Annotated in this window: 13 protein-coding genes; 7 read left to right on the forward strand and 6 right to left on the reverse strand. The window is 64.3% G+C overall.

The window, feature by feature from the left end:
- Positions 1-21: 21 nt before the first annotated feature.
- A complete protein-coding gene (locus ACX80Q_RS11620) occupies positions 22-549 on the forward strand; it encodes a DUF6993 domain-containing protein (RefSeq protein WP_459330691.1) in 528 nt (175 codons plus the stop codon).
- Between the two features lie 94 nt (positions 550-643).
- Positions 644-2,326, forward strand: a complete 1,683-nt coding sequence (ettA, locus tag ACX80Q_RS11625; RefSeq protein ID WP_459330692.1) for an energy-dependent translational throttle protein EttA — start codon at positions 644-646, stop codon at positions 2,324-2,326.
- A 247-nt stretch (positions 2,327-2,573) separates the two neighbouring features.
- Here the strand turns inward: ettA and ACX80Q_RS11630 are convergent, their stop codons facing one another.
- Positions 2,574-3,479: an acyl-CoA thioesterase gene (locus ACX80Q_RS11630; protein WP_459330693.1), complete on the reverse strand. Its 906-nt coding sequence runs from the start codon at positions 3,477-3,479 to the stop codon at positions 2,574-2,576.
- A 136-nt stretch (positions 3,480-3,615) separates the two neighbouring features.
- On the opposite strand from ACX80Q_RS11630, the gene ACX80Q_RS11635 reads away from it, so the two are divergent.
- The 4 genes from ACX80Q_RS11635 (at position 3,616) to ACX80Q_RS11650 (ending at position 6,866) form a co-directional block, all read left to right on the forward strand.
- Complete coding sequence (locus ACX80Q_RS11635) at positions 3,616-4,101, forward strand: acyl-CoA thioesterase (protein ID WP_459330694.1); 486 nt, start codon at positions 3,616-3,618, stop codon at positions 4,099-4,101.
- Positions 4,101-4,769 carry a hypothetical protein gene (locus tag ACX80Q_RS11640; RefSeq protein WP_459330695.1) on the forward strand — a complete coding sequence of 223 codons (669 nt, stop codon included), beginning with the start codon at positions 4,101-4,103 and terminating at the stop codon, positions 4,767-4,769. Before ACX80Q_RS11635 ends, ACX80Q_RS11640 begins: the two co-directional genes overlap by 1 nt.
- A gap of 250 nt (positions 4,770-5,019) precedes the next feature.
- The gene (locus ACX80Q_RS11645; RefSeq protein ID WP_459330696.1) at positions 5,020-5,940 is read left to right on the forward strand and encodes a hypothetical protein; all 921 of its coding nucleotides are present in this window, start codon (positions 5,020-5,022) and stop codon (positions 5,938-5,940) included.
- A 77-nt stretch (positions 5,941-6,017) separates the two neighbouring features.
- Positions 6,018-6,866, forward strand: coding sequence for a hypothetical protein (locus ACX80Q_RS11650; RefSeq protein WP_459330697.1), 849 nt, complete (start codon positions 6,018-6,020; stop codon positions 6,864-6,866).
- Positions 6,867-6,986: 120 nt separating this feature from the next.
- On the opposite strand, the gene ACX80Q_RS11655 is transcribed toward ACX80Q_RS11650, so the two are convergent.
- The 5 genes from ACX80Q_RS11655 to pepN all read right to left on the reverse strand — a co-directional run bounded on the left by ACX80Q_RS11655 (position 6,987) and on the right by pepN (position 12,277).
- Entirely contained in the window at positions 6,987-7,412 is a 426-nt protein-coding gene (locus ACX80Q_RS11655; protein WP_459330717.1) for a globin, read from the reverse strand.
- Between the two features lie 40 nt (positions 7,413-7,452).
- Positions 7,453-8,187 carry a mechanosensitive ion channel family protein gene (locus tag ACX80Q_RS11660; protein WP_459330698.1) on the reverse strand — a complete coding sequence of 245 codons (735 nt, stop codon included), beginning with the start codon at positions 8,185-8,187 and terminating at the stop codon, positions 7,453-7,455.
- 68 nt (positions 8,188-8,255) lie between these two features.
- Entirely contained in the window at positions 8,256-8,738 is a 483-nt protein-coding gene (locus ACX80Q_RS11665) for an OsmC family protein (RefSeq protein ID WP_459330699.1), read from the reverse strand.
- Between the two features lie 17 nt (positions 8,739-8,755).
- Positions 8,756-9,571: an SGNH/GDSL hydrolase family protein gene (locus tag ACX80Q_RS11670; protein WP_459330700.1), complete on the reverse strand. Its 816-nt coding sequence runs from the start codon at positions 9,569-9,571 to the stop codon at positions 8,756-8,758.
- Between the two features lie 156 nt (positions 9,572-9,727).
- Complete coding sequence (gene pepN / locus ACX80Q_RS11675; protein WP_459330701.1) at positions 9,728-12,277, reverse strand: aminopeptidase N; 2,550 nt, start codon at positions 12,275-12,277, stop codon at positions 9,728-9,730.
- Positions 12,278-12,493: 216 nt separating this feature from the next.
- Between pepN and ACX80Q_RS11680 the strand changes: the two genes are divergently transcribed.
- A complete protein-coding gene (locus ACX80Q_RS11680; protein WP_459330702.1) occupies positions 12,494-13,525 on the forward strand; it encodes a DUF1648 domain-containing protein in 1,032 nt (343 codons plus the stop codon).
- Position 13,526 lies beyond the last annotated feature (1 nt).

Here is a 13,526-nt window from a genome sequence, read left to right on the forward strand (position 1 = left end):
CGGTCATGGCAGAATGGCGTGGTGACTTTGGAAAAGATGACATCCCGCCACCTGCCAGCCGTCCACCATTCCAGTGGGCGCACTGTTGGCGTGTCAGTCCTGCTGGCCGTCTCCATGGCTTTGGGTGGATGTTCCATGATGCCGTCGGGCGGCCAAGGTGACCAGGGCACCGGAGCCACGCAGGCAGCAAGCTCCGCAGCTCCTGCCAAGCAAGACGCCGCAAAGCCGGCGGAGAAGCCCGCCGAACCACCTACCGCGGCGCAGGAGCTCTCCGGCAAAGTGAAGACCTCACTCACCAAGTTGGCCAAAGTCACCAAGGCACCCAACAGAGAACAGATGATGGCCGCCATGCTGGAAGCCGGCGCGGTCAAGGAAAAAGTTGAACTCTCCGTTGACATCACGCCCACTGGCTTGGCTGTTGATGCCATTGAGTCCGCTACACGCGTCGCCGAGGAATGCGTCATTGGCCAGGTGCGCGACGGCAATGTAGCTGTGACGCTCCTGCCCGTGTTGGCATCCGGGCGCTGCTTCGTCGGCGATGTTCACTAATCCCCACACAGATGGCAGCGGCGCCGATGACGCCTTCCTCACTAAAGGCGTAGCGAATGTGAGTTAAGCGCCCGCACCCACTAGCCTTAGGGGTATGGCGGAATTTATTTACACGATGTCCAACACCCGCAAGGCTGTTGGCGACAAACTCATTCTTGACAACGTAAGCATGTCCTTCCTCCCGGGTGCCAAGATTGGCGTCGTGGGGCCCAATGGTGCGGGCAAGTCCACCATTTTGAAGATCATGGCTGGCTTGGACACCCCCTCCAACGGCGAGGCTCGCCTGAGCCCTGGCTACACTGTGGGCATTTTGCTCCAGGAGCCGCCGCTGAACGAGGAAAAGACCGTCCTGGGCAACGTCCAGGAAGGCGTTGGTGAGATCTACGCAAAGATCACCCGTTACAACGAGATCTCCGACGAAATGTCCAGCCCCGACGCTGACTTCGACACCCTTCTCGAGGAAATGGGCAAGCTGCAGGAAGCCATTGACGCTGCCGACGCTTGGGATATTGACTCCCAGCTGGAGCAGGCCATGGACGCACTCCAGTGCCCGCCGGGAGACTCCGACGTCACCGTGCTCTCCGGTGGTGAGCGCCGCCGCGTTGCCTTGTGCAAGCTCCTGCTGCAGAAGCCTGATCTGCTGCTCCTAGATGAGCCCACCAACCACCTGGACGCCGAGAGCGTGCAGTGGCTCGAACTTCACCTGAAGAACTACGCTGGCGCCGTCCTCGCGGTGACTCACGACAGGTACTTCCTCGACCACGTCGCGGAATGGATCGCCGAGGTTGACCGCGGCAAGCTGTACCCCTACGAGGGCAACTACTCCACGTACCTGGAGAAGAAGCGCGCCCGTTTGGAAGTCCAGGGCAAGAAGGACGCCAAGCAGGCAAAGCGCCTCACCGAGGAACTCGAGTGGGTCCGCTCCAACGCCAAGGGCCGCCAGACCAAGTCCAAGGCACGTCTTGCACGCTACGAGGAAATGGCTGCCGAGGCCGACCGCACGCGCAAGCTCGACTTCGAAGAAATCCAGATTCCGCCGGGCCCGCGCCTGGGCGGCATCGTCCTGGAAGCCGAAAACCTCAAGAAGGGCTACGGGGACCGTGTCCTGATCGACGGGCTCTCCTTCACGCTGCCGCGCAATGGCATCGTAGGTGTCATCGGCCCGAACGGTGTTGGTAAGTCAACCCTCTTCAAGACCATTGTTGGCCTTGAAGAGCTCGACGGCGGCAACCTCAAGGTGGGCGATTCGGTGAAGATCTCCTACGCCGACCAGAGCCGTGGCGGCATCGACCCGGACAAGACGCTGTGGGAAGTTGTTTCCGACGGTCTTGACTTCATTCAGGTGGGCAACGTTGAAATGCCTTCGCGCGCCTACGTTGCAGCGTTTGGTTTCAAGGGACCGGACCAGCAGAAGAAGGCAGGTGTGCTCTCCGGTGGTGAGCGCAACCGCTTGAACCTGGCGCTGACCCTCAAGCAGGGTGGAAACCTGTTGCTTCTGGATGAGCCCACTAACGACCTTGACGTGGAAACCCTCAGCAGCCTGGAAAACGCGCTGCTGGAATTCCCCGGCTGTGCCGTGGTGGTATCGCACGATCGCTGGTTCCTGGACCGAGTGGCCACCCACATCCTCGCCTACGAAGGCACCGATGAGAACCCGGCCAACTGGCATTGGTTCGAGGGCAACTTCGATTCCTACGAGGAAAACAAGATTGAGCGCATGGGCGCCGATGCGGCCCGTCCGCATCGCGTCACACATCGCCGCCTAACTCGCGACTAGTTCCCACATATCAGTCCCCAGCTGCTCCCTGACCCTCGTACCTCAGGTCAGGGTCCCTCGCAGCTGTGGGCCCACCCACGCCCTCCCGGAGCGCAGCCGCTGGCGCGTCTGCACTCCGGGGACCGCGGGTGCGTGGGCCCACACAAGAATGGCCGGTCCCCACAAGGGGGCCGGCCATTCTTGGTATCTGTCCAGCTCCAGCGGTTGGCGGGTCAACGCGTCCCCACGCCGGACCTAGAAATGCAAGTCAGTCGGTCAGTGTGCCCTCGGGGACGCGCATCATGCCCTCTTGGGCCACGGTGGCGACCAATACGCCGTCGCGGTTGAAGAAACGGCCAAGGTTCAACCCGCGGGCCTCGGAGGCGCTGGGGGACTCGGCAACATAGAGCAGCCAGTCGTCCACCTGGAGCGGGCGGTGCCACCACATGGCGTGGTCAAGGCTGGCCACGCTGATGCCGGGCATGGCCCAGCTGATGCCGTGCCGGCGCAGCGACGGTTCCAGCAACGTGTAGTCGCTGGCGTAGGCAAGGGCAGCCCGGTGCAGGTTCTGGTCTGTGGGCATGGGGCCCAAGGTCTTGAGCCAGACGGCCTGGTGCGCCACCTTTTCGCCCTTGACGTCAAAGTAGATATTGGCGCCAACGTGGCGGATGTCGAAGGGGCGCTCATACGCCCACGCCTGGGCCACGGGGTGGTCAATAGCACCCAGCAGCTGGGCCGACGTCGGCAGTGTTTCAGGGGCGGGAATGCCCTCAGGCATGGTGTCCTGATGCTCAATGCCGTGGTCGGGGCGCTGGAATGAGGCGATCATTGACAAAATGGGGGCACCTCCCTGGTATGCGTGCGCCCGGCGGGCCGAGAAGGACCGGCCGTCGCGAAGGCGCTCAACACCGAAGGTGATGGGGGAGGCGGCGTCGCCCGGGCGCAGGAAATATCCGTGCATGGAGTGCATGAGGTGTTCGCTGCCCACCGTGCGTGAGGCTGCAACCAGCGACTGCGCCAGAACCTGTCCGCCAAAAAGGCGCGGGCGCGGTGCATTGGCATCGCCCAGGCCCACAAAAATATCTTCATCCGTCTGGGCCCCGCCGGCGTCGGAAAGCTCCAAGATACGCAGGAGGGTTTCCATGGGGTCAGCAGTTGGTGGCATCGCATTCATAAACGTGACTCTATGTGTCTGCGGGCTGTGGCGACAAATGGTCTTTCGGGCATGAATCAGCCCGCTCAGGGCGGCTTTGCTGTGACCTTGCCAACTTCGATTGGTGGCGCCCCTGCGGCTTTGACATGATGAAAGCATGGCATCAGGCATCCAGATCTCCCAGCAAATACGTTTCGGCGACATTGACTCGTACGACCACGTCAACAATGTTGTCTTCCTGCAGTATTTGGAGGATGCCCGCGTACAGCTGACTTACGCTGAATTGCCCGGCGGCGGCACCTTCCAGGACCTGGTGGGCCAAGACCTGTTCACCTTGGTGGGCCGCAATGAAATCGAGTACCTGGCACCGATCAGCTTCCGCCCCACACCGATCTTCGTCAACATTTGGATCACCAACATCGGCGGCTCCAGCTTTGACTTCGGCTACACGGTCACTGAAGCTGACACCTCAGTCATCTACGCCCAGGCCGCCACCTCCATGGTGCTGGTCTCCCGGAGCACCGGCCGTCCGGTCCGGCTCACCGAGCCCCAGCGCAGCGCCCTCGAGGCGTGGCGCGGAGACCCCGTGCCGTTCAAACGCAGCCCCAACCGCCCCGTCGCCACCGCTGAGGGGACCCGCTGATGTCCACCGCCACCCACACAGATGAACTGGTTCTGGCCGACGCCGGAACCCTCGCCGATTTGCGCACCTTTGTGACCCGCGCCCGTGCCGCGGACGACGGCGCCATCCGGCTTCAGGGGGCCGGTCACGTCCTCGCCGCCTATGTGTGCGTCATGCGTGCCAAGCTTCTGGGCGAAGGCACCCCCACCATTCTTGGCCTGCGCACCATGGGGTTGGCGTCGCCGTCGAGCATTGATGTGACGGTCTCGCTGGCCTCGGTGGCCGACCGGCTGGCCCGCATGGACTACGACGACGTTCGGCTGCCAGTGCCGCCCATGACCGTGAACGAATCGTGGGCTGCCGTGAGTGCGCCCCGCAGTGCGTGGGAGGAGGTGGCTACTGTCTCCGCCGACACCCTGATTGCTGTTGCCAAGGCCGGCGTGCAGGAAATTGGCCAGATCATCCCGGTCAATCCGGGCGCGCTGTTGGTGAACAACGTTCGAGCCTCTGTGTGGGGCCGGCCCATGGATGCTGTGCCCGGCGATGTGCCCGGTGGTGCGGCGTTCGCGGCCTACGCACTGGGCTTTGTGGCACCCGGCGAAACCGGGACTATTTTTCGTTCTCACAAATGGTTGCGCATCAGCACCAACCGCGGCCACATCCTGGTCCGCCCCAAGTCAGTGCTGTAGCCCTTCCGCTCGAAGCCTCCCCGGCCTCGCGAACGTACAGTTGATGCCGATGTTGCGCTCCAACATCGGCATCAACTGTACGTTCGGCAGGTGGTTTTGGGGCGGGGATCCCCGGTGGGTAAAACCGGTCCTTGCCACGTGATGCGGACTGAGGATAATGGGTTTCAACGCTGTCTCATTGGCCTGCCGACTGTGGGGACGGAGTCGGCTGGCTGTTCAGTGGGGCCGGTATTGTTTGGAGGGGGTCGCCATGCTGTCGCGGGCGAAGGCCGGAAGAATCTCAGCTGCCGTGCTCCTCGCCGTCGTTATGGCCTTGGGCGGTTGTGGCGCAGGCCCCCAACAGGGCCCTTCATCCGGGGAATCGTCGACGCCGTCGCCCGGGTTGGAGACCAAGCCGGCATGGACTGCCGGGGCAACCTCGGAAACCTCCGGCCAGAACAACAGTGGCCCGCTCGCCTGGCTGCCGCCGGGCCCCGTGGATCCGGCCGATCCTCCCCAAAGCCAGTGGTACCTCCTGCTGGCAAACAAGGACTGCAACGGCCTAGCCGTAGCCGTGGACACCGGGAACGCCAGCACCGACGACGGACTTGCGCTCTGGGGCGCGGCCGCGGCCGTTTGCCGTGCCGTATATCAAGGACAATCCTCGGGGTGGACGGACGCCGCGGCCGGATTGGCTCCGCTACAGGAGCCGGAGCCCGAGCGCTGCCTTGACCGGGCGGCCTACCAGCTCGTGGCGGCCTTGCTTGCCGTGCACGCCCAGGACCCTGCCGCTGCCCCAGACCCGGTTGCCGGGACCGGAACTGCCTGTCCGCTGGGCTTGACGGGCCTAGACGCGTTGGATGGTGAGGGCCCAACAGCCACTCCCTCCAGCGGCCTAGCCGGCGGCCGTTTCCAGCTGGCCGGACGCTTCCAAGACGTCGTGGCGGTTGTGGTCGGCGGGCAGCGTGTGGCAGCCGAAGCGGACCCGGAGCAGCCGGGGCGCTGGAACGTGGCCATCCCGGCGGTGGATGCGGCCAGCACCGTCACGGTGACAGCCGAGGGAAGCGCGGGACCCATCCCGGGCTCCCTCACCTTCACGTACCTGGACGCCACCGGAGCATCCCCCTCAGAGGACAACCCGACTTCCGATCCTCCCCGCGATCTGCCGGCCACCCTTGAAAGCGGCGGGTGATGGGCAGCGGAGACAGTGCGTCAGGGCAGCCGACGGAAAACTCAAACGCGGGATTTGCGGACGCCAACGTCCAGTCGATGCTGGCCAAATTCCTGGCGGTGGTTTCCTCGATTGGCCCACCCGTCACGGTTGCCACAGCACTGTTGGTCTACTTTGGCTGGGCCCGCTCCGACGCGCAGGCCCGGGCCATGGGTCTGGATGTCAGCTTGTTCGGCTATTCGGTGCAGGACTACGCCCTGCGGAGCATCAGGTCCTTGTTCTTTCCGCTGGTCTGCATCTTGCTTATTGGCCTGCTGTGGCTGGCCGCGGATAGCTGGCTCCGCGGCCAGCTAACTTCCGGAAAGCGGGGTGCATGGGTGGCCCGGATGGCCAGGGTGGCGATGGTGTCCGGTCTAGTCATCGCCGGCGCGTGCTGGCTGCTCGCCATAGTGCGCCCGGCAGGTGTGTTCCTGGTGGTGCCGTTTCTCATGGCGGGAGCCGTCCTTGTGGCGTGGTGGGGTGTGCGCCTGCGCCGCCTTGCCCTGGCGGGGCAGCGGCCCCAGGCTACGGGCCGCGCCGTTCTCCAACACAGGGCCCTGGAGGCCACCTTTGCGTTCACCTTGGTGACGGCGCTGTTGTTCTGGGGGACCTCGGATTTTGCCCAGGTGGTGGGGCGCGGGCAGGCGGCCGCCGTCGAGGCGCAAGTGACCTCGCTGCCGCGCGCGGACGTCTACAGCCACGCTGCTCTGTCTATTGGCGCCCCCGGGGTAAAACAGGAGGTGCTGGGTACGGCCGACGCCCCCCTCCACAAATACACCGGCCTGCGCCTGTTGGTGGCCAGCGGCGGCCGCTTCTTCCTGCTGCCAGATAGCTGGACGCTTGGCCGGGGAACGGTGGTGGTGCTGCCGGATAACGACTCCGTCAGGCTGGAGTTCGGCAAGCGCTAGGGCTGCCGGGCACAAGTCGCACCCAGGACGGCCCGCCGAACGTACAGTTGATGCCGATGTAGCGCGGCAACATCGGCATCAACTGTACGTTCGCGGGCCGGGGCGGGGCCGGGGCGGGGCTTAGGCGGAGTTGACCAGCGAGTGGGCTGCGCGCTCCAGATAGTCCCACAGCGTGGCCTCGTGCAGGGGGGACAGCTCGGCGGCATCCACGCCCTTGCGCATGGCGGCCAGCCAGTGGTCGCGCGCCTCCGGAGTCACAGCAAACGGGACGTGGCGCATGCGCAGGCGCGGGTGGCCGCGTTCCTCCAGGTAGGTGCGCGGGCCTCCCCAGTACTGCTCGATGAACATCAGCATGCGGTGTTCGGCCGGGCCCAGATCCTCCTCGGGGTACAGGGCGCGCAGCAGCGGGTCCGCCGCCACGCCCTGGTAAAACACGTGGATGATCTTGGCGAACGTCTCGTGGCCGCCAACCTGCCCGTAGAACGTGTCCGAGTAGTCGGTGGGCGCCTCAGGGACATTGCCGGCCGCGGCGCTGAGGGGGATCATGGTGGGCTTTTGCTCGGAACTCATGGCGTTCATGGGCTTTCTAGTCTGAGGATTCTGATGGTTCGTTGGTCAGGGGCGTGGACGACGCCGGGACTGGCCCGGGTGCCGGGGCGGGACCGGTGCCCGGGGTGCTGGGGGAGACGGTCGGTTCCGGTGCCGGTTCCTGATAGCTGCCCTTGGACCGGTTGCCCAGGCGCAGAATTTCACCGTTACGCAGGTACCACAAGGTGCCGTCCTCGGCCATGACGCGGGTGATGCGCAGGCCCAAGTATTCCACCGTGCCAATGACCTCACTGGTTTGGATGACATCGCCGATCCCGTACTGGTCCTCAATGGTGATGAAGACACCGGCCAGGAAATCACGGATCAGTTGCTGGGCACCAAAACCAATGGCGATGCCCATGACGCCCACGCTGGCCAGCAGGGGCGCAATGTTCACCCCAAAGGAAAGCAGCACATAGAAGCCTGTCACCACGGCAACAACGGCTGTCAGGATTGAATTTAGCAAGGTGCCAATGGTGTGGGCCCGCTGCACCCGGCGTTCATGATCCAGGGCACGAATCATGGGGTCCATGCCGCGCAGCATGGGTGCGGCCCAGCGCATGGAGGTCTGGCCCAGCCGGCCACGCTCGGACTTGGCAGGTTTGAGCAGGAGGCGGATGAGATAGTGCAGAACCAGCCAAACGACCAGCCCCACGACTATCGCAATGCCAGCCTCAAGGAGGTTGTCCAGGAGGGAGTCGCCGGGGTTGTTAATGCTTTCCAAACCTTGCACGCTGTGTTTACCTTGCATCTGTGGGGGGACAGGGAACCCTTCCACCCTAACGCGGACCTGCTGCGGAATCAGTCCTGTGTGGGCGCAAGCACTCCTGGCACGTGGTGCACGGGGAAGTTCACGCTGCGGGCGATGAAACATTTGGCCGCTGCCTCGGCATGCAGTGTCAGTGCCAGGGCCTCGGTGGCGGGATCGGCCACGGCGATCCGCGGATGCAGGGTGACGGATTCAAACTGGCCGCTACCGTCCGGGTTCAGCTTCAGCGTGCCTGTGGCCGTGTCCTCATATTTGGTGACGACCACCCCGTGCATGACGGCCACGTGAAGGTAGGAGAGCATGTGGCATTGCGAGAGGGCTGTGACCAGTAGCTGCTCCGGGTTCCAGCGCTCCCGGTCGCCATGGAAGGTCCTGTCCGCGGAACCCAACAGGGTGGGCAGGCCAACGGCCGTGACACTGTGGTCACGGCCGTAGGCCCTGTAAGCGGAGGTTCCGGCGCCCCGGTTGCCCGTCCAAAAAACATTTACCTCGTAGTGGTGAAGGTTCAAAGCCATAGGCTAAGCGTAGCGCCCTACAGGAACACCTTCAGGGCCGCCGTGTACCCGTACAGGTAGCCGCCGGCGGTTGGGTGGAACACAAACGGGTTTGCTTCCCCTGGTCCCACAATCCATGGTGATGCCGAGGGAATGCCATGCCCGGCAAAGGCCCACGCCACAGGCACAAAACGGGCACCGTTGCTCAGTGCCGAGATGGCGAGGGTGGTGTTGAGCAGATCGGCGGCGCCGTTCATCAACTTGGCTGCCTTAACCAGGTCGGCGGGATACCCAAGCGCGGCCATGTTGCCCGGCTCAAACAGCCGGGGGTAGCCCACGAAAGCGATCTTCGCCGTCGGGACCTTGGCCTTGATGGCCCTAACCAGCGACTTGATCTTGGCGGGCAGCTGCGTCAGCTTTTGGAGCGAAGCGCTCAAGGCCGCCGTGCAGCTGGGGCTCTGCGGAGCAGCCAGGCAGGCCGCGGAAACTGCGCCGGTGCCAATGTCATTGCCACCCACAGTCAGGGTGACCAGTTTGGTGGTGGCAGGCAACAGCGGCACCTGGTAGCTCTGGACGTCACTCGTGGTGGCGCCATAGCAGGCAAGGTTGAGCATGACTTTGCCGGTTGCGGCCGCATAGTCATTGCCGTAGCCGTTGGGGCTTTGCAGGCACGGCAGGGCCTCGTTGCCGCCGCCCGTTCCTGCAGAGTAGGAATCGCCCATCACCGTGTAGTTGACAGGCGGTGCCGATTGGGCCGTGGCCGGTACGCCGGCCACTCCCGCGATGAGCCCCAGACTCAGCAAAGCCGCTGCGCCTGTGCGCGCGGCCAACTTCCTCAATGTTAGCGAGTACATGCCCTGAAGCTACCCCTGAAACTGCTGCGGCGGTAGACTCTGGGGCACGATTGTTTTCACCGCTTCCGCGGCCGTGGAGGCGTGAAAAAACACCGTCAAAAAGCCTCCCGCAACTGGCAAAGAGTACCGGCCGCGGGAGGCTTTTTAGGTGAAAAGCTAGTGGTCGGCGGCCTGCGCCTTCAGCGCCCGCACCACGCCGTCCCGGCTCTCCACCAGCAAACGCCGCAGTGCCGGGGTTGCGTCGCCCAACGCAGCCAGGAACGCATCCGTGGCTTCCACTGTGGCCTCCGAGATGAGCTGGGAGGGGTAGAGCCCGGTGATGATGGTGGAGCTGATCTCGTAGGACTTCTCCGCCCAGACCCGCTCGATCGCGGCAAAGTACGCGCCCACATACGGTTCCAGCAGGCTTGTGTCCCAAACCTTGGTGAAGCCCGCGATGGCTGCGCGCTGGATCGAGTTTGCTGCATCACCTTGTACGACGACGGACTCCCAGGTCCCAGCCTTAGCCCCGGCCGTGGGGGTGGCCGCGTGTGCGGTTGCTGCCGCGAGCTGTCCGGTCTGGGTGTTGTCCAACGCCAGGGCGGCGTCAATGACGGCACCGTTTGCCCGGCTGCCGGCCGCCAGGGAGGTCAGGAATTCCCAGCGCATGTCAGTGTCCAGTGTCAGTGAGTCCAGTTCCTGGTCCCCGTCCAGCAGGGCCTGGACCAGATCCAGCTGCGCACCGGACTGCGCGTGCGCGGCGAAGGCCTTGACGAACTGCAACTGCGCGTCGGAGCCGGCCACTGCCGATTGCGCCAGCGCCCAGAGGGAGTCGGCGGCAGCCACTGCGGTGGCTTTCTGGTGCTCCGGGGCAACGTAGTACCCCAGTGCGGTGGCCAGCTGGCGCAGCAGCACCATGATGACGGTGGAATCGGATTCCTGGCCAATCGTGGCCAGCACAAACTCGACGTATTCGCGGGCCGGGGTTTCGCCGTCGCGCGTGGCATCCCAGGCCGATGCCGAGACAAGGGTCCGCGGCAGCGATTCCTTGAAGTCCTGCAGGTGTGCCTTGGCCGTGGCCAAGGAGACGGCATCGAGGCGGATCTTGGCGTAGGCCAGGTCGTCGTCATTGAGCAGGATCAGGGCCGGGCGCTGCATGCCAACCAACTCCGGAACGGATGTGGATGCGCCGTCCACGTCGAGCTCAACCCGGTGGGTCCGGACCAGCTTGCCGGCATCCTCGCCGTCGGCGGCCAGGTTGTAGAAGCCGATGGCTGCACGGTGCGGGCGCAGCGTGGGGTGCTCGGCAATCGCTGACTGGAGGATGGCGAAGGAGGTGATGGTGCCGTCGTCGGACACCTCAAGGGCGGGCTTGAAGGTATTGACACCGGCCGTCTCCAGCCACTTCTGCGTCCACGCGGAGAGGTCGCGGCCACTGGCGGCCTCCAGCTCCACCATGAGGTCCGGCAGCTCCGTGTTTCCCCAGGCGTGCTTGCCGAAGTAGGCGCGCACACCGGCCATGAACTCCTCCTGGCCCACCCACGCCACCAGCTGGCGCAGCACCGAGGCGCCCTTGGCGTAGGTGATGCCGTCAAAGTTGACCAACACATCCTCAAGATCGTTGATCTCGGCCTTGATGGGGTGGGTGGAGGGCAGCTGGTCCTGGCGGTAGGCCCAGCTCTTCTCCAGTGACGAGAACGTGGTCCAGGCGTCAACGTACTGGGTGTTCTCGGCGGCGGCCAGGGTGGACATGAACTCGGCGAAGGACTCGTTGAGCCACAGATCGTTCCACCAGCGCATGGTGACGAGGTCGCCAAACCACATGTGGGCCAGTTCGTGCAAAATGGTGATGGCGCGGCGTTCCACCATGGCGTCGGTGACCTTGGAGCGGAACACGTAGCTTTCCAAGAACGTGACGGCGCCGGCGTTTTCCATGGCGCCGGCGTTGAATTCCGGCACAAAGAGCTGGTCGTACTTGGGGAACGGGTACGGGGTGCCGAACTGCTTTTCGAAGAATTCAAAGCCCTGGCGGGTCAGCTCAAACACGTTTTCCGCGTCCATGAATTCCATGAGTGACTTCCGCGCAAACACGCCCAGCGGGATGGTGCGGCCATCGGAGCTGGTCAGTTCGCTGCGCACACTCTCATAGGGGCCGGCGATCAGGGCCGTGACATAGCTGGACATGGTCAGGGTGGGCTCAAAGTGCCAGGTGGCCTTGCCCTCGCCGGCGGCCTCGGGGGCCGGGGTGGGGGAGTTGGAGATGACGTCCCAGTGCGCAGGCGCGCTCACGTGGAAGGTGAACTGGGCCTTCTGGTCGGGCTGCTCAAACACGGCAAACATGCGGCGGCTGTCCGGCACCTCAAACTGGCTGTAGAGGTACACCTCGCCGTCCACGGGGTCCACAAACCGGTGCAGGCCCTCGCCGGTGTTCATGTACAGCGCGTCGGCTTTGACGGTGAGCACATTTTCCGCGGCGAGCGTGGGCAGCTGGATGCGTACGCCGTCGGACACCTGGGCAGGGTCAAGATCCACACCGTTGAGGGTCACCTGGTGCACTGCGGAGGTTACCGCGTCGATGAACGACGCCGATCCCTCCTTTGCGCTGAACGCCACCGTGGTGGTGGAGGCGAAGGTGGTGTCCGAGGTGGTCAGGTCAAGTGTCACGTCATAGTTTTTGACGGTGAGGGTGGCCGAGCGCTCAATGGCTTCGGCACGGGTCAAATTCATACCAGGCAAGGTATTGCCTTCCGTTCATTGGGTGGGTGGAGCAAAGCCGCGGACCCTGAGTGGGCGTGTCCGGCGGCACATTGAAATGATTCTTACACGTTACTGCTCCGGAGCCTGCCGTGGTGCCAACAGGGCCGCTTTTGATCGGGGCATGTGCGTGGGGCAGGGTTGGCAGGAGAGTTGATAGCTGACAAGTGTGAAGGTGAGGCGTTTTTCGTGGGGGAGCAAGTGCGCGGTGTTGAGGCGGAGGGGGCGTACAACCGGCGGTGGTTGACTAGCCTGATGGTGGGGCCCTTGCTGCTGGGCGTTTTGGCGGCTGTTTGGCTGCTCACGGTGGCGGACCGGCTGCCTGAGGAGCTTGCCTCGCACTGGAACGGCCGGAACGAGGTGGACGGCTGGATGTCGCTGGCCGGCACGGCGTGGATGGCCGTGGGCATGGGGGCACTTGGCGCCGTGATTGCCTCGATGGCGCTGCTGCTGCGGGCCCCGTCAACCCTGCTGGCCCGCATCGGTGTGGGCTTTGGCCTTGCCATCGGTGGCGTATCGCTTGCCATGACTGTGGCCGTGGTGGCCGGGCAGCTGGACGTCGTGGACACCTCGCAGGCGCAACTTTCCGGACCCGCCATGGCTGCCGGTGTGGGGTTGGCGTTCGTGGTGGCTTGCGTGGCGGCGTGGCTGTACAAGCCCGGCGAGGTGGACCGCTCGCAAAGCCCCGAGGTGCTGGCGGCCAACGATGCGGCCACTGCTTCAGGGACTGTCCGGGCTGCGCTGGACCGGGCAGCCAGGGGGGAAACCCTGCGCATCAAGGTGTCCATGGGTGCGTGGTCCTGGGCGTTCAGTCTGGGATTGGGTGGCATAGTTGCCGTCAGCAGCTACTTCATTTTTCCCATTCTGGCCCTGATCGGTGTCGTGGTGGGTGCCATCACCTGGTTGTTCAGCTCGGGCACGGCCGTCATCGGCCCGGACGGTGTCAAGGTGCTCGCCGCCGGCCGCTGGAGGCTCATGCCGCTGCAGTGGAAGGAAATACGTGCTGCTTCCGTAGAACACATCAAGGCCCTTGACTACGGCGGCTGGGGCTATCGCATGGGCGGCGGCAGCGTTGGCTTCATCATGGCCAGCGGACCGGCCCTTGTCATGAAAGTGGGCTTCCATCAGAGTTACGTCATCTCCATGCCTGATGTTGAAACGGCCGCGGAGGCTGCCGCGCTGGTCAACGCTTACGTCCTTGCCGGAACAGTGAAAAACTAGA

Source organism: Arthrobacter sp. HLT1-20, from assembly GCF_054510895.1.